Consider the following 19,580-nt stretch of genomic DNA (forward strand, 5'->3'; position numbering starts at 1 on the left):
CAGTCATCATCACGTTCTCCGGATTTAGGTCAGGAACGTGTCAACGCTATTCAGGATGGGTCAGAGGATAAAAAAAAGCCGACCCGAAGGTCGGCTTTAGCGGTTTGTCTGCTTATTCTACTGACTGAGGACGCGTCGGTTGCGCTGACGCATGATGCGTTGCGCTGTGTCCTCCGGCAGCTCCTTTACCTTCAAAGGCAAAGGCCGGGCGTTGCCAGTCACTATGACGCGGCGCTTCAGGAACATATTCCGGCGCAGGAGCACGGGTCATCGGCGCAGTGGCATGGTGATGTACCGGCAGAGATTCAACGGCGACAGGCGCGGTCTCTTCAACGACTTCAGCCGCTGCAACAGGTGCAATCACCTCGACTTTCGGTGCTTCTTCCGCCACAACGACAGGTTCAGCGACTTCAGCAACCACTTCAGGTACAGCGACAACTTCCGCAGGTTCGGTCGTTACGGTGTCCTGAACTTCTTCCACCGCGTTTGCTTGGGCAATGATTTCCTCGGCAACAGGGACATCCGCTTGCGCGATAACCTGCGGCTGTTCATCAACGGCAGTCGCGATAGCTTCCGGGTGCGTTGTTTCCACAACCACAGGCTGCGGCTCGACAGCGACCGTTTCGGTCTGAATCGGTGTATCGACAACCGGCACGACGGCAGCTGCTTGCGGCTCAATCGCGACGGTCTGGGCTACCACCGGTGCGATCTCCTGCTCACGCTGCTCTTCAACCTGCGCATCCTGAGGACGAACAATCGGGTAACGGATCCATACTTTGCCAGACGCCATTTCCGGAGAAGCACAGGCGACCGTCAACGGCATCGGTGACTGAACCGGGTAGCGCTCGTCACGATAGCGACGACGACGTTGGCCGCTTACGCGCAAGTGGCGAGGTGAACGACGTGAGCGACGCGGCATGCCGTTGTTGTCGCGAGCCTCGTTGCTCTCTTCCTGCTCTGTTGTCGCGTCGGCGACAACCGGCAGATCCAGCTTCGCGAGCTCAGTACGTTGAGCCGGTGCAGTCTGCTCTACAGCGTGGGTCGCTACAGTTTCAACAACCGCAGCGGCAGCCAGTTCGACATCAAGCGCTGCGCTCTCGCCGTAACGCACTTTCTGGTTCAACTGGCGTTGTTTACGACGAGGTTGAGGCTGACGAACGCGCTCTTCCTGTTCCGTTTCCTGTACCGGTTGCTCATCAAGGTTCAGCGCTTTAACTTCCTGCTGCGCCTGACGTTTGTCTTCGCTACGACGACGATTACGCTCGCGACGCGGTGCTTGTTGCTCATCAGCGGATTTGGTTCTTTCACTAACGTCATTGCCTGTCTGCTGGCGGTTGTCGCGCAATTCAGCGTTTTGCTGGGAAGGCTGACGACGGTTACGACGGTTCTCTTCGCGGTTTTCAGCGCCTTCTGAACGGTCATTACGATCGCTGCGGTCACTACGCTCATTGCGGTTATCGCGGCGGTCATTACGATCGCGGCGATTGTTCTGGCGTGATTTGCGACGATCCTGCTGACGTTCCGGTTTCTCTTGCGCTTGAGGTGAGGCTTGTTCAACGGGCTTCGCTTCTTCACTTTCACTGCCGGCGAACATGGATTTCAACGCGCCAAAGAAACGGCTTAACAGACCCGGTTGCGCAGCAGCCGCTGCTGTGGTCACTGCAGCAGCCTTCGGCGCAGTGGCTTTAACAACGGACTCTGTAGGGGCCGGTGCAGGCGGAACTTCTGGCATGGCAAAGGTCGCCAGCGCCGGTTGCTCTGGACGTTTACGCTCGGCGTACTCTTCTTCAGAAGGTAATGCCATTGCCTCTTCGTGCAGTTTCGGCAGCATATAGCTCAGGGTCGGTGTTTCTTCGCCTTTACGGACACGCAGTACGGAGTAGTGCGGAGTTTCCATTTGATCGTTTGGTACGATCACACAGCGAACGCCATCCTGACGCGTTTCAATCGCATTAACTGCGTTACGTTTTTCGTTGAGCAGGTATGAGGCGATCGGCACAGGAACAATCGCGTGCACTTCCTGGGTGTTTTCTTTCAGCGCTTCTTCTTCGATCAGACGCAGAATAGACAAAGACAGCGACTCGTTATCACGAACGGTGCCGGTGCCGCTACAGCGCGGGCAAACGTGATGGCTGGATTCACCCAGAGAAGGGCTCAGGCGCTGACGGGACATCTCCAGCAGACCAAAGCGGGAAATATGGCTAATCTGAATACGCGCGCGATCCTGACGTACCGCTTCACGCAGACGGTTTTCAACCGCGCGCTGGTGGCGAACCGGGGTCATATCGATGAAGTCGATAACAATCAGGCCGCCGAGGTCACGCAGACGCAACTGGCGGGCGATCTCATCGGCCGCTTCCAGGTTGGTGTTGAACGCCGTCTCTTCGATATCTCCGCCGCGCGTGGCGCGAGCTGAGTTGATATCAATAGCGGTTAACGCTTCGGTGCTGTCGATAACGATGGAACCGCCGGAAGGCAGGCGGACTTCGCGCTGGAATGCAGATTCGATCTGCGATTCGATTTGATAGTGGCTAAACAGCGGAATTTCACCGGTGTAGAGCTTAATTTTGCTGCTGAAATCCGGACGACCCAGAGCCGCGATGTGCTGGCGCGCCAGCTCGAGCACTTTCGGGTTGTCGATAAGGATTTCGCCAATATCCTGACGTAAGTAGTCACGGAAAGCACGGACGATAACATTGCTTTCCTGGTGGATCAGGAATGGAGCAGGGCGGCTTTCAGCGGCTTTCTGAATGGCTTCCCAGTGTTTAAGACGGAAGCTCAAATCCCACTGCAGTGCTTCGGCAGATTTGCCAACGCCAGCGGTACGCACGATGAGCCCCATGCCTTCAGGCAGTTCCAGGCTCGCCAGTGCTTCTTTTAACTCGGTACGATCATCGCCTTCAATACGACGCGAAATGCCGCCCGCACGCGGGTTGTTCGGCATCAGAACCAGATAGCTTCCTGCCAGACTGATAAATGTCGTCAGCGCAGCACCTTTGTTGCCACGTTCTTCTTTATCAATTTGAACAATAACTTCCTGGCCTTCGCGCAACACATCTTTAATGTTGGGGCGACCATGAGCGTTGTAATTAGCGGGGAAATATTCGCGGGCAATTTCTTTTAACGGGAGGAAACCGTGACGTTCAGCGCCGTAATCAACAAAAGCAGCTTCCAGACTCGGTTCAATACGGGTAATTTTGCCTTTATAGATGTTTGCTTTTTTCTGTTCATGCCCAGGACTTTCGATGTCCAGGTCGTACAGACGTTGCCCATCTACAAGGGCGACACGCAACTCTTCCTGCTGAGTTGCGTTGATTAACATTCTTTTCATCGTAACTTACTCATTATTCTTACATTGACGACTAAGCTGCGGGCATGGTGACGCCTTTCCGGGTGTGAACCGATGGCCTCGTGACTATTCGCGTCGCCAACCTCACGGTTGTCGTCAGCTCAAAGAGGCGCAGAGTGTCGGTTGCCTGTATTTCAAACGGAAACACAGCGCAATTATCAGGGGAACAGTCTGGGTATTACTCTCCAGAGAAGATCCTATCTACCGGTAAGGACTGCAACCCGCAGCCCGCTAACTGTCTGAAAGATCAATACGTCTTACGCCATTGCTGCGTTGATGATCGGTCAGACAAAATGGGTTATTCCGTAAAAGTTCTTGTTTTAGCAAGTTTCAACACGGAAACAGCTCATTATTCCACTGCTAACCTTGTTATAGCAAGATGACTTTTACCATTTATCACCCGGTTACTCACAGTTTTTTCACTTCTGCAGAGTGATTGGTTTAATAACCACCAAAATGAAGAAGTGAACAGTGAGTGAACGGGTGTAAAAGTAAATATAAGCATAGAAAAATGAGTGGCGCGAATCTCAATGGCTATTTAGAATCGCCCACCATGAAAACAGAGACTCCATCCGTAAAAATGATTGCCATTACAGCAGACGAAGCTGGGCAACGAATCGACAACTTTTTGCGCACGCAACTTAAAGGCGTGCCAAAAAGTATGATTTATCGCATTTTGCGTAAAGGCGAAGTGCGGGTGAACAAAAAGCGCATCAAACCCGAGTATAAGCTGGAAGCCGGGGATGAGGTGCGTATTCCACCGGTACGTATTGCCGAACGCGAAGAAGAGGCGGTTTCGCCGCATCTGCAAAAAGTCGCGGCATTGGCCGATGTCATCCTCTATGAGGATGAACATATTCTGGTGTTGAACAAACCTTCTGGTACCGCAGTGCATGGCGGAAGCGGGCTCAGTTTCGGTGTGATTGAAGGTTTACGCGCGCTGAGACCAGAAGCACGTTTCCTGGAACTGGTGCACCGCCTTGACCGTGACACCTCCGGTGTATTGCTGGTGGCGAAAAAACGTTCGGCTTTGCGTTCGCTGCATGAACAGCTGCGCGAAAAGGGGATGCAAAAAGATTACCTGGCACTGGTTCGTGGGCAGTGGCAATCGCACGTCAAAACGGTCCAGGCGCCTTTATTAAAGAATATTCTGCAAAGCGGTGAGCGTATTGTTCGGGTAAACCAGGAAGGTAAGCCGTCGGAGACACGTTTCAAAGTGGAAGAACGCTACGCGTTCGCCACGCTGGTACGTTGTAGTCCGGTCACGGGAAGAACCCATCAGATTCGTGTTCACACCCAATATGCCGGGCATCCTATCGCATTTGACGATCGTTACGGCGATCGTGAGTTTGACAAACAGCTGACGGGAACAGGGTTATCGCGACTCTTTCTCCATGCTGCGGCGCTGAAGTTTACCCATCCGGGCACCGGCGAAGTGTTACGTATCGAAGCGCCGATGGATAACCAACTGAAGCATTGTCTTCAGGTGTTGCGTAACAAAGCTTAAGGCACGTTGCTTATCAGGCCTACGGGTTCGTATCCGTTGTAGGCCTGATAAGACGCTTTGGCGTTGCCATCAGACAAACCAACTAGGCCTTTAGCGGGTTCATCTCTTCCCGGCGCAGCATCTGACATAGCGCAATCAACGGCAGACCCACCAGCGTATTCGGATCTCGTCCCTCTAAGCGCTCGAAAAGCGCGATGCCGAGTCCTTCGCTTTTAAAACTCCCTGCACAGTGTAATGGGCGCTCTTTGCGCACATAGTCTTCGATTTCCGTTTCGCTCAGATGACGAAAATGGACATCAAAAGGCTCTACCTCTGTTTGCAAGTGACCGGTCGCAGAATGATAAAGCGCAAGACCGGTGTAAAACGTCACAATATTACCGCTAGCCTTCGCGAGTTGTTGCCGTGCTTTTTCTTCAGTTAGCGGTTTACCTGTAATTTCGCCGTCCAGAACGCAAATCTGGTCGGAGCCAATGATCAGATGATTTGGGAAACGGTGGGCAAGCGATTGTGCTTTTTCCTGCGCCAGACGCAATACCAGGTGTCGCGGCGCTTCGCCAGGCTTCGGGGTTTCGTCGACTTCTGGCGCTGCGCATTCGAAAGGGATACACAGCTTTTCGAGCAACGCGCGACGCCAGGGAGACGTTGAGGCGAGAATCAGTTGCGGCATATTTTTTTCCCCAGATATAGCGTAATGATGTGAGCCATTTTAAACTATGCGCCAGGTCGTTCAAGCGAGCCACGGCGGCTTGTCCTGATTGATTTTAAGTCTGTGACTCGCAATGTGTGCGAATTATTGGCAAAAGGCAACCGCACGTTGCCTTTTTCTTTGACTATATGACGTTACAAAGTTAATATGCGCGCCCTATGCAAAAGGTAAAATTACCCCTGACTCTTGATCCGGTTCGTACGGCTCAAAAACGCCTCGATTATGAAGGTATCTTTACTTCCGATCTGGCAGAGCGCGTCGCCGATTCTGTAGTCAGTGTGGACAGTGATGTGGAATGCTCCATGTCGTTCGCTATCGATAACCAACGTCTCGCTGTTATTACCGGTGATGCGAAGGTTTCGGTAACGCTCGAATGCCAGCGTTGCGGGAAGCCGTTTCCATACCATGTACACACAACGTATTGTTTCAGTCCTGTCCGTTCTGACGAACAAGCTGAAGCACTCCCGGAAGCGTATGAGCCGATTGAGGTTAACGAATTCGGTGAAATCGATCTGCTTGCAATGGTTGAAGATGAAATTATCCTCTCCTTGCCGGTAGTTCCGGTGCATGATTCTGAACACTGTGAAGTGTCCGAGGCGGACATGGTCTTTGGTGAACTGCCTGATGAAGCGCAAAAACCAAACCCATTTGCCGTATTAGCCAGCTTAAAGCGTAAGTAATTGAGGAGTAAGGTCCATGGCCGTACAACAGAATAAACCAACCCGTTCCAAACGTGGCATGCGTCGTTCTCATGACGCTCTGACCGCAGTCACCAGCCTGTCTGTAGACAAAACCTCTGGTGAGAAACACCTGCGTCACCACATCACTGCCGACGGTTTCTACCGCGGTCGCAAGGTAATCGCTAAGTAATCACGCGTTACTCGAAGGAATTCGCGTTTCAGGAAACCGACAGCGAGTGGATCCCCAAAGCACAGGTCACTATGCCCTGGGGTGATTAAGCGCGGCCAGTTGCCTGCGGTGTGAATGCCAAAGAGTATAAGCGTGATGAAGCTTAGTGAGGATTTCCCCGTGTAAACGGGGAAACACCGAACCGGGCGGCGACGATACCTTGACACGTCTAACCCTGGCGTTAGATGTCATGGGGGGCGATTTTGGCCCTTCCGTGACAGTGCCTGCAGCACTGCAGGCACTGAATTCTAATTCGCAACTCACACTTCTTTTAGTCGGGAATCCCGATACAATCACGCCATTACTTGCCAAAGCTGACTTTGAACAACGTTCGCGTCTGCAGATTATCCCTGCACAGTCAGTTATTGCCAGTGATGCCCGGCCTTCGCAAGCGATTCGCGCCAGTCGCGGTAGTTCTATGCGTGTGGCTCTGGAACTGGTGAAAGAAGGTCGAGCCGAGGCCTGCGTGAGCGCCGGTAATACGGGCGCGCTGATGGGTCTGGCGAAATTATTGCTCAAACCTCTTGAGGGGATTGAGCGTCCGGCGTTGGTGACGGTTTTACCGCATCAGCAAAAGGGCAAAACGGTGGTGCTGGATCTTGGCGCCAACGTGGATTGCGACAGCACGATGTTAGTTCAGTTTGCCATTATGGGTTCCGTTTTAGCGGAAGAGGTGGTTGGCATAACCCACCCTCGCGTGGCACTGCTTAATATCGGCGAAGAAGAAACCAAGGGTCTCGACAGTATTCGGGATGCCTCAGTGGTGCTAAAAACAATCCCGTCCATCAACTACATCGGCTATCTTGAAGCTAATGAGTTATTGACGGGGAAAACCGATGTTCTGGTATGTGATGGATTTACAGGTAATGTCACATTAAAGACAATGGAAGGTGTTGTCAGAATGTTCCTCTCACTGCTGAAATCTCAGGGTGAGGGCAAAAAACGGTCGTGGTGGCTGCTGTTATTAAAACGTTGGTTACAAAAAAGCCTGACGAGGCGATTCAGTCACCTCAACCCCGACCAGTATAATGGCGCCTGTCTGTTAGGATTGCGCGGCACGGTGATCAAAAGTCATGGTGCGGCCAATCAGCGAGCATTTGCGGTCGCGATTGAACAGGCAGTGCAGGCGGTGCAGCGACAAGTTCCTCAGCGAATTGCCGCTCGCCTGGAATCTGTATACCCAGCCGGATTCGAATTGCTGGAGAGTGGCAAAAGCGGGAGTTCGCGGACACACAACTGATGTGGCCGTCTCGTCGATAGCGCACCAGCGGTTTGTGTGTGGTGGTATATAACCGAAAAGTGACTGAGCGTACATGTATACGAAGATTATTGGTACTGGCAGTTATCTGCCTGAACAAGTGCGTACTAACGCCGATTTGGAAAAAATGGTAGAGACATCTGATGAGTGGATCGTCGCTCGTACAGGTATCCGTGAACGCCATATTGCTGGGCCAAATGAAACAGTCGCGACGATGGGCTTCACTGCCGCAAACCGCGCGCTTGAGATGGCTGGCATTGATAAAGAACAAATTGGTTTGATCGTGGTTGCGACCACCTCTTCAACGCACGCATTCCCAAGCGCAGCTTGCCAGATTCAGAACATGCTGGGCATTAAAGGTTGTCCGGCGTTTGACGTTGCGGCGGCGTGTGCTGGTTTTACCTATGCCTTAAGCGTTGCCGACCAGTATGTCAAATCCGGTGCAGTAAAGCATGCACTGGTGGTGGGCTCTGATGTCCTGGCACGCACCTGCGATCCGACCGATCGTGGGACGATCATTATCTTCGGTGATGGCGCTGGTGCTGTCGTTCTGAGCGCATCCGAGGAACCGGGTATCATTTCGACGCATTTGCATGCAGACGGACGCTACGGTGAATTGTTGACGCTGCCGAATGCCGATCGCGTTAATCCGGAAAACTCAATTCATCTGACGATGGCGGGTAACGAAGTCTTTAAAGTCGCGGTAACTGAACTGGCGCGCATCGTTGATGAGACGCTGGAAGCTAACGGTCTTTCTCGCTCCGATCTGGATTGGCTGGTGCCGCACCAGGCGAACCTTCGCATCATTAGCGCCACGGCGAAGAAGTTGGGGATTGATCCAGACAATCTTGAAGAGAAAGTCGTCATTACTCTTGACCGTCATGGCAATACTTCTGCTGCATCTGTACCGTGCGCGCTGGACGAAGCCGTGCGTGACGGGCGGATCAAAGCCGGTCAGTTAGTATTGCTTGAAGCCTTCGGGGGAGGATTCACCTGGGGCTCCGCGCTGGTTCGTTTCTAGTATAAGGAATTAAACATGACGCAATTTGCTTTTGTGTTCCCTGGTCAGGGGTCTCAAACCGTTGGGATGCTGTCTGATATGGCTGCTGCATACCCCATCGTAGAAGAAACGTTTGCAGAAGCTTCTGCGGCGCTGGGTTATGACCTGTGGGCGTTGACGCAGCAAGGTCCTGCGGAAGAATTAAATAAAACGTGGCAAACTCAGCCCGCACTGTTGACGGCATCCGTTGCACTGTATCGCGTATGGCAGCAGCAGGGCGGTAAAGCGCCAGCGCTGATGGCGGGACACAGTCTCGGCGAATACTCTGCACTGGTCTGCGCTGGCGTTATTGATTTTACCGATGCCGTGCGTCTGGTTGAACTGCGTGGCAAATTCATGCAAGAAGCGGTACCGGAAGGGACTGGCGGCATGTCGGCTATTATTGGCCTGGACGATGCTTCTATCGCGAAAGCGTGCGAAGAGTCTGCCGAAGGTCAGGTTGTCTCCCCGGTTAACTTTAACTCACCGGGTCAGGTGGTTATTGCCGGGCATAAAGAAGCCGTTGAGCGCGCTGGTGCAGCCTGTAAAGCCGCTGGTGCAAAACGTGCGCTTCCGTTACCGGTCAGCGTTCCGTCACACTGTGCGCTGATGAAGCCCGCAGCAGATAAACTGGCCATTGAGTTAGCAAAAATCACCTTCAACGCGCCGACGATACCTGTCGTGAACAACGTTGATGTGAAATGTGAAGCTGACGCTGATGCAATTCGTGATGCTCTGGTACGTCAACTGTATAATCCGGTGCAGTGGACGAAGAGCGTAGAGTTTATCGCCGCGCAGGGTGTTGCACACCTTTATGAAGTGGGTCCAGGTAAAGTCCTCACGGGTCTGACAAAACGTATTGTTGACACCCTGACCGCCTCGGCACTGAATGAGCCAGCGGCGCTGTCTGCGGCGCTTGAGCAATAAAAGAGGAAAACCATGAGTTTTGAAGGAAAAATCGCGCTGGTTACCGGTGCAAGCCGTGGCATTGGCCGCGCAATTGCTGAGACACTCGTTGCCCGTGGCGCGAAGGTTATCGGTACTGCAACCAGCGAAAGTGGCGCTCAGGCCATTAGCGATTACTTAGGTGCAAATGGTAAGGGTCTGATGTTGAATGTGACCGACCCTGCATCTATTGAATCTGTTCTGGAAAATATTCGCGCAGAATTTGGTGAAGTCGATATCCTGGTTAATAATGCCGGTATCACTCGTGATAATCTGTTGATGCGAATGAAAGATGATGAGTGGAACGATATTATCGAAACCAACCTGTCATCTGTTTTCCGTCTGTCAAAAGCGGTAATGCGCGCTATGATGAAAAAGCGTCATGGTCGTATTATCACTATCGGTTCTGTGGTTGGTACCATGGGAAATGCAGGTCAGGCTAACTACGCTGCGGCGAAAGCGGGTTTGATCGGCTTCAGTAAATCACTGGCGCGTGAAGTTGCGTCCCGTGGTATTACTGTAAACGTTGTTGCTCCGGGCTTTATTGAAACGGACATGACGCGTGCGCTGTCTGATGATCAGCGTGCGGGTATTCTGGCGCAGGTTCCTGCGGGTCGCCTCGGCGGCGCTCAGGAAATCGCCAGTGCGGTTGCATTTTTAGCCTCTGACGAAGCAAGTTACATCACTGGTGAGACTCTGCACGTCAACGGCGGAATGTACATGGTTTAATCACGATGAAAAAGATTTGCGTTATTAGAGCGAATGGCCTCAAAATAACGTAAAATCGTGGTAAGACCTGCCGGGATTTAGTTGCAAATTTTTCAACATTTTATACACTACGAAAACCATCGCGAAAGCGAGTTTTGATAGGAAATTTAAGAGTATGAGCACTATCGAAGAACGCGTTAAGAAAATTATCGGCGAACAGCTGGGCGTTAAGCAGGAAGAAGTAACCAACAATGCTTCCTTCGTTGAAGACCTGGGCGCAGATTCTCTTGACACCGTTGAGCTGGTAATGGCTCTGGAAGAAGAGTTTGATACTGAGATTCCGGACGAAGAAGCTGAGAAAATCACCACCGTTCAGGCTGCCATTGATTACATCAACGGTCACCAGGCGTAAGTGAACATCTCCAGGCGGTCACTCGACCGCCTGAGTTTTATCTTTTTTTGTCCCACTAGAATCATTTTTCCCTCCCTGGAGGACAACCGTGTCTAAGCGTCGTGTAGTTGTGACCGGACTGGGCATGTTGTCTCCTGTCGGCAATACCGTAGAGTCTACCTGGAAAGCTCTCCTTGCCGGTCAGAGTGGCATCAGCCTGATCGACCATTTCGATACTAGCGCCTATGCAACTAAATTTGCTGGCTTAGTAAAGGATTTTAACTGTGATGACATCATCTCGCGCAAAGAACAGCGTAAGATGGATGCCTTCATTCAATATGGAATTGTCGCTGGCGTTCAGGCCATGCAGGATTCTGGCCTTGAAGTGACGGAAGAGAACGCAACCCGTATTGGCGCCGCGATCGGCTCCGGTATTGGCGGTCTCGGCCTTATCGAAGAAAACCATACCTCACTGGTAAACGGTGGGCCGCGTAAAATCAGCCCGTTCTTTGTCCCGTCGACGATTGTTAACATGGTGGCAGGACACCTGACCATCATGTATGGCCTGCGTGGGCCAAGTATCTCTATCGCTACAGCCTGTACGTCTGGCGTACACAATATCGGTCATGCCGCGCGTATCATTGCATACGGCGATGCAGACGCGATGGTTGCGGGTGGTGCTGAAAAAGCCAGTACTCCGCTCGGTGTGGGTGGTTTTGGCGCGGCTCGTGCGCTGTCTACACGTAATGAAAACCCACAAGCGGCAAGCCGTCCGTGGGATAAAGAACGTGATGGCTTTGTGCTGGGGGACGGTGCAGGCATGGTGGTACTGGAAGAGTACGAACATGCGAAAGCGCGTGGCGCAAAAATTTATGCTGAAGTTGTCGGCTTTGGTATGAGCAGCGATGCTTATCACATGACGTCACCGCCGGAAGATGGCGCAGGCGCGGCGCTGGCTATGGTCAACGCGCTGCGTGATGCCGCGCTTGAACCAGGTCAGATTGGCTATGTCAATGCGCATGGTACGTCGACGCCGGCAGGCGACAAGGCTGAAACTCAGGCCGTGAAATCGGTATTTGGTGATGCGGCGACCCGTGTGATGGTCAGTTCCACCAAGTCCATGACTGGCCACTTGTTGGGCGCGGCTGGCGCGGTAGAGTCTATTTTCTCTATCCTGGCGCTGCGCGATCAGGCTGTTCCGCCGACCATTAACCTGGATAATCCAGATGAAGGTTGTGATCTGGACTTCGTTCCTCACGAAGCCCGTCAGGTCAGCGGAATGGAGTACGCTTTGTGTAACTCCTTCGGCTTTGGCGGCACCAACGGCTCGCTGATCTTTAAAAAGATCTGATGCAAATCAGGCCCGCCAATGCGCGGGTCTGATCATTGCGAAGCGCCATCCGCTGAGAAAAATAAAAAAGGTCCGCTTGTCGGGCCTTTTTTATTCCGTTTTCTTCCCTTGTCCTGCGTTATCCATCCTGCCAAACTATCCGGCCATGCATAAGGAGCCACCATGTTCTTGATTAATGGCCGTGAGCAGGAAACCCTTGCCGCAAGTGACCGGGCGATACAATTTGGCGATGGGTGTTTCACGACGGCGCAAATCGCCGGGGGAAACGTTTCCCTGCTGAGTGCTCATCTACAGCGTTTGCAAAATGCCTGCGAGAAGCTCCTTATCCCTTTCAGTGACTGGGAGCAGTTACAGCGAGAAATGGTGCAACTGGCTACGGGTCATGAGCGTGGTGTATTGAAAGTGATCATCAGTCGTGGCAGTGGCGGCAGGGGGTATAGCGCAGCGAACTGCACGGCAGCTACCCGCCTTCTTTCTGTTTCTGCCTGGCCTGCCCATTATGATCGCTGGCGTCGTGAGGGAATCACCCTGGCGCTCAGTCCTGTTCGTCTCGGGCGGAATCCTTATCTCGCTGGCTTAAAACATCTGAACAGGCTGGAACAAGTGCTGATTCGTACTCATCTTGAGCAGACGAACGCTGAAGAGGCGCTGGTTCTTGACAGTGAGGGATGGGTTACGGAATGCTGTGCGGCTAACCTGTTCTGGCGTAAAGGTCATAGGGTGTATACCCCGCGCCTGGACCAGGCGGGGGTAAATGGCATTATGCGACAATTCTGTATTCATATACTGGCACAATCGCCTTTCGAGGTTGTCGAAGTGAATGCCAGAGAAGAGGAACTGATGCAGGCTGAAGAAATTGTGGTGTGTAATGCCCTGATGGCTGTTGTTCCAGTGCGCGCCTGTGGCGACACGATATTCTCTTCACGCACATTGTTTGATTATTTAGCCCCACTTTGTGAGTACCCGAATTAGTCATGAAAAAATTGTTATACGTTTTCCTTCTGTTGCTGGCTGTGCTGGGCATTGCTGCTGGAGTGGGAATGTGGAAAGTTCGCCACCTGGCGGACAGCAAGCTGTTGATTAAAGAAGAGACGGTCTTTACCCTGAAGGCCGGGACTGGGCGCCTGGCGCTGGGGGATCAGCTTTATGCTGAAAAACTGATCAATCGCCCTCGCGTGTTCCAGTGGCTATTACGTATTGAGCCAGAACTCTCGCATTTTAAGGCGGGAACGTATCGCTTCACGCCAGATATGACCGTAAGGGATATGCTTATCCTGCTGGAAAGTGGAAAAGAAGCCCAGTTTCCGCTACGGCTGGTTGAAGGGATGCGGCTGAGTGATTATCTCAAACAGCTGAGAGATGCCCCTTACATCAAGCACACTCTGAGTGACGACAAGTACGAGACGGTAGCGCAGGCGCTGAAGCTGGAGAATCCCCAATGGGTGGAAGGCTGGTTTTGGCCAGATACCTGGATGTACACCGCCAATACAACCGACGTTTCGTTACTGAAGCGCGCCCACCACAAGATGGTCAAAGCCGTTGAGGATGTCTGGAAAGGGCGGGCGGAAGGGTTACCCTATCAAGACCAGAATCAGCTGGTTACGATGGCCTCGATCATCGAAAAAGAGACGGCGGTTGCCAGCGAACGCGATCAAGTGGCATCGGTGTTTATCAACCGTCTTCGTACAGGCATGCGTCTGCAGACCGATCCGACGGTGATCTATGGGATGGGGGAGCGGTATAATGGCAAACTTTCCCGTGCGGACCTGGAAACCCCAACCGCGTATAACACGTATACTATCCCTGGGTTGCCCCCAGGACCGATTGCCATGCCCGGCGAGGCGTCTTTGAAAGCCGCTGCGCACCCGGCTAAAACGCCGTATCTCTATTTTGTGGCCGATGGCAAAGGCGGCCATACGTTTAATACCAATCTTGTCGGCCATAACCGGTCAGTGCAGGACTACCTGAAAGTGCTTAAGGAAAAAAATGGGCAGTAATTACATTGTCATCGAAGGGCTGGAAGGCGCAGGCAAAACCACGGCGCGAAATGTCGTGGTAGAGACGCTTGAGCAACTGGGCATCCGCGACATGATTTTTACCCGTGAGCCGGGAGGTACACAGCTGGCGGAAAAATTACGAAGCCTGGTGCTGGACATCAAATCGGTCGGCGATGAAGTGATTACAGACAAAGCTGAAGTGCTCATGTTTTATGCCGCCCGCGTGCAACTGGTGGAAACGGTGATCAAACCTGCGCTGGCGAAGGGAACCTGGGTCATTGGCGATCGCCATGATCTCTCCACACAGGCGTATCAGGGAGGCGGTCGGGGTATCGATCAGAACATGCTGGCGACACTGCGTGACGCCGTGCTGGGGGACTTTCGCCCGAATCTCACGCTTTATCTGGATGTCACCCCCGAAGTTGGATTAAAACGCGCGCGCGCGCGTGGCGAACTGGATCGCATTGAGCAGGAGTCTTTTGATTTCTTCAATCGAACCCGCGCCCGTTATCTGGAACTGGCGTCGCAGGATGCCAGCATTCGCACGATTGATGCGACCCAGACGCTGGAAAAGGTGATGAGTGATATTCGCGCCACCGTCACCGATTGGGTGAAGGAGCAGGGCGCATGAAATGGTACCCATGGTTACGACCAGACTTTGAAAAACTGGTAGCCAGTTATCAGTCGGGTCGTGGTCACCATGCGCTACTGATTCAGGCGTTGCCTGGTATGGGTGACGATGCGCTGATTTATGCCCTTAGTCGCAATCTGTTGTGCCAGAGTCCGGAAGGACACAAAAGCTGCGGGCACTGTCGGGGCTGCCAGTTGATGCAGGCTGGAACGCATCCGGATTACTACTCACTGTTACCTGAAAAAGGGAAGAGTACCCTTGGGGTTGACGCTGTACGTGACATCAGTGAAAAACTGTATGAGCGTTCCCGTCTTGGCGGCGCGAAGGTGGTGTGGATCCCCGATGCGTCGTTGTTGACAGATGCCGCTGCCAATGCGCTGTTAAAGACGCTGGAAGAGCCACCGTCTCAAACCTGGTTCTTCCTCGCCTGTCAGGAACCCGCACGATTGCTGGCCACATTACGCAGCCGCTGTCGACTTCACCATCTGGCGCCCCCGGCAGAAAACTATGCGATGACCTGGCTTTCAAGGGAAGTGACAGTGTCACAAGATGCATTACTCACGGCGCTGCGCCTGAGTGCGGGATCTCCTGGCGCCGCCTTGACACTGCTCCAGGAAGAGGGGTGGGCGCATCGGGGCGCACTCTGTGAGGCGTTGTCTAACACTCTGCAGGCTAATGACTGGTACATCTTACTTTCTGTATTGAATCATGAGCAGGCGGCGACCCGTCTACACTGGCTGGCAACGTTGCTGATGGATGCCCTCAAGTTCCGTTATGGTGCGGCTTATCTTACCAATGTGGATGTGCAAACGTTGATCCCGTTGATAGCACAACGGTTATCTACGGCGCAGACTCAGGCAATACTCCGCGATGTTTGTCATTGCCGCGAGCAACTTATCAATGTGGTCGGGGTAAACCGCGAACTGGTGCTTACCGATCTCATCCTCCGTATTGAGCATTATCTGCAACCGGGCACCGTGCTGCCTGTTTCCCCTCTTTGAGAGAGACATTATGTTTTTAGTCGACTCACACTGCCATTTGGATGGCCTGGATTATCAATCTCTGCATAAGGACGTGGATGACGTGCTGGCGAAAGCCGCCGCACGTGATGTGAAATTTTGTCTGGCAGTGTCGACAACATTGCCAGGTTATCGCGGCATGCGTGCGCTGGTCGGTGACCGCGACAATGTGGTGTTTTCCTGCGGCGTACATCCGCTAAATCAGGATGAACCGTATGATGTTGAGGAACTCCGCCGCTTCGCCGCTGAAGATGGCGTTGTTGCGATGGGAGAGACCGGGCTGGATTATTTCTACACGCCTGAAACGAAGGTGCGTCAGCAGGAATCTTTCATTCATCATATCCAGATTGGTCGTGAGCTTAATAAGCCAGTCATTGTTCATACCCGCGATGCACGCGCTGACACGCTGGCAATTTTACGCCAGGAAAACGTGACGGATTGCGGTGGCGTACTACACTGTTTTACAGAGGACAGAGAAACGGCGGGTAAGTTACTGGATCTCGGATTTTATATCTCTTTTTCCGGTATTGTGACTTTTCGTAATGCTGAGCAGTTGCGTGATGCTGCCCGCTACGTACCGCTGGATCGTCTGTTAGTCGAAACGGATTCGCCATATCTTGCTCCGGTGCCGCATCGTGGTAAAGAGAATCAGCCCGCTATGGTTCGCGATGTTGCAGAGTATATGGCTGTTTTGAAAGGTGTTGCCGTTGAAGAACTGGCGCAGATCACCACAGATAATTTTGCCCGCCTGTTCCATATCAACGCTTCTCCCCTGCAATCCATTCGTTAACAGAGTTTTTTTTAAGCTCGTAATTAATACACAAAACGAGTAGAGTTCACCGCCATAAAATGGGCGGTGAACGGTCAGTTTGAAATATTCAGATACCGATCTTGTCAGTATTTGACGCTATTTACACGGGCTACAGCTGAAACGTGATAGCCGTCAAACAAAATCGATCTGAATTATTTTACTCTGTGTAATAAATAAAAGGGCACTTAGATGCCCAGTCCACGGCGGGGTTCTCCCCCCTCGCCAATGCGTGAGAACGTAGAAAGCACAAAATACTCAGGAGCACTCTCAATTATGTTTAAGAATGCATTTGCTAACCTGCAAAAGGTCGGTAAATCGCTGATGCTGCCGGTATCCGTACTGCCTATCGCAGGTATCCTGCTGGGCGTCGGTTCCGCAAACTTCAGCTGGCTGCCAGCCGTAGTTTCACACGTAATGGCGGAAGCAGGCGGTTCTGTTTTTGCCAATATGCCACTGATTTTTGCTATCGGTGTTGCGCTTGGTTTTACTAACAACGACGGCGTTTCGGCATTGGCCTCGGTTGTTGCATACGGCATCATGGTTAAAACCATGGCTGTTGTAGCGCCGCTGGTTCTGCATTTACCTGCTGAAGAAATCGCGGCAAAACACCTGGCGGATACCGGTGTTCTCGGGGGGATTATCTCCGGTGCGATTGCAGCGTATATGTTCAACCGCTTCTACCGTATCAAACTGCCTGAGTATTTAGGCTTCTTTGCCGGTAAGCGCTTCGTTCCTATTATTTCTGGTCTGGCTGCCATCTTCACAGGTGTCATCCTGTCCTTCATTTGGCCGCCGATCGGTACTGCTATTCAGACGTTCTCTCAGTGGGCTGCATATCAGAACCCGGTTGTTGCGTTCGGTATCTACGGTTTCGTTGAACGTTGCCTGGTGCCATTCGGTCTGCACCACATCTGGAACGTTCCTTTCCAGATGCAAATTGGTGAATACACCAACGCAGCGGGTCAGGTGTTCCACGGCGATATTCCGCGCTATATGGCGGGTGACCCGACGGCAGGTAAACTGTCTGGCGGCTTCCTGTTCAAAATGTACGGTCTGCCAGCAGCGGCAATTGCAATTTGGCACTCTGCTAAACCAGAAAACCGCGCGAAAGTGGGCGGTATCATGATCTCCGCAGCGTTGACCTCGTTCCTGACCGGTATTACCGAGCCGATCGAGTTCTCCTTCATGTTCGTTGCGCCGATCCTGTATGTGATTCATGCGATTCTGGCTGGTCTGGCGTTCCCAATTTGTATCCTGCTGGGTATGCGTGACGGTACTTCCTTCTCTCACGGTCTGATTGACTTCATCGTGCTGAGCGGTAACAGCAGCAAGCTGTGGCTGTTCCCGATCGTGGGTGCGGGTTATGCGATTGTTTACTACACCATTTTCCGTGTGCTGATCAAAGCGCTGGATCTGAAAACGCCGGGTCGTGAAGATGCCACCGAAGACAGCAAAGCGGGCGCTACCAGTGAAATGGCTCCGGCTCTGATTGCGGCATTTGGCGGTAAAGATAACATCACCAACCTCGACGCCTGTATTACTCGTCTGCGTGTCAGCGTTGCTGATGTGACGAAAGTGGATCAAGCTGGCCTGAAGAAACTGGGTGCAGCAGGTGTTGTCGTGGCGGGCTCTGGTGTTCAGGCTATTTTCGGTACTAAATCCGATAACCTGAAAACGGAAATGGATGAATACATCCGTAGCCACTAAGCCGTAAGATGTTGGGGAGAACTAAGGCAGCCTTATGGCTGCCTTTTTTACATCTGACGAAAAAAGAAGGACTGACGCCCGCGAAGGCGGATTTTTACTTTGTATGGGGCACGGCGCGCCGCTACACTATCAGCAGATCTACTTTTCGCATTCGCGTCATCAGACACTGGAAAAGCATGGAAACGAAAAAAAATAACATTGAGTACATCCCTGAATTTGAAAAATCATTTCGCCATCCTCGCTATTGGGGAGCCTGGTTGGGCGTTGCCGCGATGGCGGGCATTGCACTAACGCCAGCGTCATTTCGCGATCCTATCCTGGCGAAACTGGGTCGTTTTGCCGGACGTTTGGGAAAAAGCTCTCGTCGTCGTGCGCTGATCAATTTGTCGCTTTGCTTCCCGCAACGCAGTGAAGCCGAGCGTGAGGCGATTGTCGATGAGATGTTTGAGACAGCGCCTCAGGCTATGGTCATGATGGCCGAGCTGGCAATACGGGGTCCTGAAAAAGTACAGAAGCGCGTCGACTGGCAGGGGCTGGAGATTATCGATGAACTGCGGCGCAACAATGAAAAAGTCATCTTTCTGGTGCCGCATGGGTGGGGTGTTGATATCCCGGCGATGCTGATGGCATCACAGGGGCAGAAAATGGCTGCCATGTTCCATAATCAGGGCAACCCGGTATTTGATTACGTCTGGAATACGGTTCGTCGTCGCTTTGGTGGGCGTTTGCATGCCCGCAATGACGGCATTAAGCCGTTTATCCAGTCTGTCCGCCAGGGATATTGGGGATACTATCTGCCGGATCAGGATCACGGTGCGGAACACAGTGAGTTCGTGGATTTCTTCGCGACATATAAAGCAACCTTGCCGGCAATCGGTCGCCTGATGAAAGTGTGTCGTGCCCGCGTGGTTCCACTTTTCCCTGTCTATGATGGTAAAATACACCGGTTAACGATTCTGGTGCGTCCGCCTATGGATGATCTGCTGACTGCGGATGACAACACGATCGCCAGAAGAATGAACGAAGAGGTGGAAATCTTTGTTGGCCCACATCCGGAACAATACACCTGGATATTAAAACTGCTGAAAACCCGGAAGCCAGGTGAAATTCAGCCGTATAAGCGCAAAGATCTTTATCCGATTTGACTAGTCCTGATATAGGTTGACAGTTTTTTGTCTGTAAAACGCCAGATGAACATCATCAGGCGTTTTGTATTTCAGGGCCAGATGCGGCCTCTCATTGTTATAAATTG

18 protein-coding genes are annotated in these 19,580 nt (G+C 52.4%); 16 read left to right on the forward strand and 2 right to left on the reverse strand.

Translation table 11 applies throughout. The annotated features are described in order from the left end of the window. Positions 1-112 precede the first annotated feature (112 nt). Positions 113-3,331, reverse strand: a complete 3,219-nt coding sequence (gene rne / locus CJP72_RS00005; protein ID WP_162378864.1) for a ribonuclease E — start codon at positions 3,329-3,331, stop codon at positions 113-115. Positions 3,332-3,902: 571 nt separating this feature from the next. On the opposite strand from rne, the gene rluC reads away from it, so the two are divergent. After that, entirely contained in the window at positions 3,903-4,856 is a 954-nt protein-coding gene (gene rluC, locus CJP72_RS00010; protein WP_193568533.1) for a 23S rRNA pseudouridine(955/2504/2580) synthase RluC, read from the forward strand. Between the two features lie 82 nt (positions 4,857-4,938). Here the strand turns inward: rluC and CJP72_RS00015 are convergent, their stop codons facing one another. Continuing rightward, positions 4,939-5,523: a Maf family protein gene (locus CJP72_RS00015; RefSeq protein WP_162378866.1), complete on the reverse strand. Its 585-nt coding sequence runs from the start codon at positions 5,521-5,523 to the stop codon at positions 4,939-4,941. A 197-nt stretch (positions 5,524-5,720) separates the two neighbouring features. On the opposite strand from CJP72_RS00015, the gene yceD reads away from it, so the two are divergent. The 15 genes from yceD to lpxM all read left to right on the forward strand — a co-directional run bounded on the left by yceD (position 5,721) and on the right by lpxM (position 19,473). Then, positions 5,721-6,242, forward strand: coding sequence for a 23S rRNA accumulation protein YceD (gene yceD, locus CJP72_RS00020; RefSeq protein ID WP_162378867.1), 522 nt, complete (start codon positions 5,721-5,723; stop codon positions 6,240-6,242). Positions 6,243-6,258: 16 nt separating this feature from the next. Continuing rightward, positions 6,259-6,432 (forward strand): 50S ribosomal protein L32, encoded by a 174-nt coding sequence (gene rpmF, locus CJP72_RS00025; protein WP_000290724.1) that lies wholly within the window; start codon positions 6,259-6,261, stop codon positions 6,430-6,432. 199 nt (positions 6,433-6,631) lie between these two features. Then, entirely contained in the window at positions 6,632-7,711 is a 1,080-nt protein-coding gene (gene plsX / locus CJP72_RS00030; protein ID WP_162378868.1) for a phosphate acyltransferase PlsX, read from the forward strand. A gap of 73 nt (positions 7,712-7,784) precedes the next feature. After that, the gene (locus CJP72_RS00035) at positions 7,785-8,750 is read left to right on the forward strand and encodes a beta-ketoacyl-ACP synthase III (protein ID WP_162378869.1); all 966 of its coding nucleotides are present in this window, start codon (positions 7,785-7,787) and stop codon (positions 8,748-8,750) included. A gap of 15 nt (positions 8,751-8,765) precedes the next feature. Then, on the forward strand, positions 8,766-9,695 hold the full coding sequence (gene fabD, locus CJP72_RS00040; protein WP_162378870.1) for an ACP S-malonyltransferase: 930 nt from the start codon (positions 8,766-8,768) through the stop codon (positions 9,693-9,695). A gap of 12 nt (positions 9,696-9,707) precedes the next feature. After that, positions 9,708-10,442: a 3-oxoacyl-ACP reductase FabG gene (gene fabG, locus CJP72_RS00045; protein ID WP_003036255.1), complete on the forward strand. Its 735-nt coding sequence runs from the start codon at positions 9,708-9,710 to the stop codon at positions 10,440-10,442. A 154-nt stretch (positions 10,443-10,596) separates the two neighbouring features. After that, entirely contained in the window at positions 10,597-10,833 is a 237-nt protein-coding gene (gene acpP, locus CJP72_RS00050; RefSeq protein WP_000103754.1) for an acyl carrier protein, read from the forward strand. A gap of 88 nt (positions 10,834-10,921) precedes the next feature. After that, positions 10,922-12,163: a beta-ketoacyl-ACP synthase II gene (fabF, locus tag CJP72_RS00055; RefSeq protein ID WP_162378871.1), complete on the forward strand. Its 1,242-nt coding sequence runs from the start codon at positions 10,922-10,924 to the stop codon at positions 12,161-12,163. Positions 12,164-12,325: 162 nt separating this feature from the next. Then, a complete protein-coding gene (gene pabC, locus CJP72_RS00060) occupies positions 12,326-13,135 on the forward strand; it encodes an aminodeoxychorismate lyase (RefSeq protein WP_162378872.1) in 810 nt (269 codons plus the stop codon). Positions 13,136-13,137: 2 nt separating this feature from the next. Next, complete coding sequence (gene yceG, locus CJP72_RS00065) at positions 13,138-14,160, forward strand: cell division protein YceG (protein ID WP_162378873.1); 1,023 nt, start codon at positions 13,138-13,140, stop codon at positions 14,158-14,160. Beyond that, positions 14,150-14,791, forward strand: coding sequence for a dTMP kinase (gene tmk, locus CJP72_RS00070; protein ID WP_162378874.1), 642 nt, complete (start codon positions 14,150-14,152; stop codon positions 14,789-14,791). The genes yceG and tmk overlap by 11 nt, the downstream gene beginning before the upstream one ends. Beyond that, complete coding sequence (gene holB, locus CJP72_RS00075) at positions 14,788-15,792, forward strand: DNA polymerase III subunit delta' (RefSeq protein WP_162378875.1); 1,005 nt, start codon at positions 14,788-14,790, stop codon at positions 15,790-15,792. Before tmk ends, holB begins: the two co-directional genes overlap by 4 nt. A gap of 10 nt (positions 15,793-15,802) precedes the next feature. Continuing rightward, on the forward strand, positions 15,803-16,600 hold the full coding sequence (locus CJP72_RS00080) for a metal-dependent hydrolase (protein WP_162378876.1): 798 nt from the start codon (positions 15,803-15,805) through the stop codon (positions 16,598-16,600). A 294-nt stretch (positions 16,601-16,894) separates the two neighbouring features. Continuing rightward, positions 16,895-18,328, forward strand: coding sequence for a PTS glucose transporter subunit IIBC (gene ptsG, locus CJP72_RS00085; RefSeq protein ID WP_162378877.1), 1,434 nt, complete (start codon positions 16,895-16,897; stop codon positions 18,326-18,328). 176 nt (positions 18,329-18,504) lie between these two features. Next, positions 18,505-19,473: a lauroyl-Kdo(2)-lipid IV(A) myristoyltransferase gene (lpxM, locus tag CJP72_RS00090; protein WP_162378878.1), complete on the forward strand. Its 969-nt coding sequence runs from the start codon at positions 18,505-18,507 to the stop codon at positions 19,471-19,473. Positions 19,474-19,580: the final 107 nt, after the last annotated feature.

Source organism: Citrobacter sp. NCU1 (assembly GCF_010231475.1).
Classification (GTDB): Bacteria; Pseudomonadota; Gammaproteobacteria; order Enterobacterales; family Enterobacteriaceae; genus Citrobacter_D.